Source organism: Pauljensenia sp. UMB3104 (assembly GCF_030217285.1).
Lineage (GTDB): Bacteria > Actinomycetota > Actinomycetes > Actinomycetales > Actinomycetaceae > Pauljensenia.
Genome location: NZ_JASONN010000279.1, coordinates 1 through 277, shown reverse-complemented (window position 1 = coordinate 277; position 277 = coordinate 1). Strand labels below are relative to the sequence as shown.

The window sequence follows — 277 nt, the reverse complement described above, 5'->3', positions numbered from 1 at the left end:
ATGGCAATGACGGCGAAGGTAGATCCTTATAAGTCAGGCTATGGCCCATTTGCCCCGGAAATCTATCGCATGCCAATGTCTAATCCCTATCGTGACGGGCTAGATGGTGATCAGGCAGCCAAACGCACTATCAATTGGCTCGAGAAAATGATTGGGGCTAAGAGCTTAGCTTGCATAGTGATAGAGCCGTTGCAAGGGGAGGGCGGATTTATCGTTCCAGCTCCCGGCTTCTTGCAGAATCTGGCTAAGTGGGCAAAGGAAAATGACGTTGTCTTTG

General features: G+C 49.8%; 1 protein-coding gene. It reads left to right on the top strand.

Translation table 11 applies throughout. The annotated features are described in order from the left end of the window. A partial coding sequence (locus tag QP415_RS11705; protein ID WP_285100192.1) for an aminotransferase class III-fold pyridoxal phosphate-dependent enzyme occupies window positions 1–277 on the top strand: 277 nt, incomplete at both ends.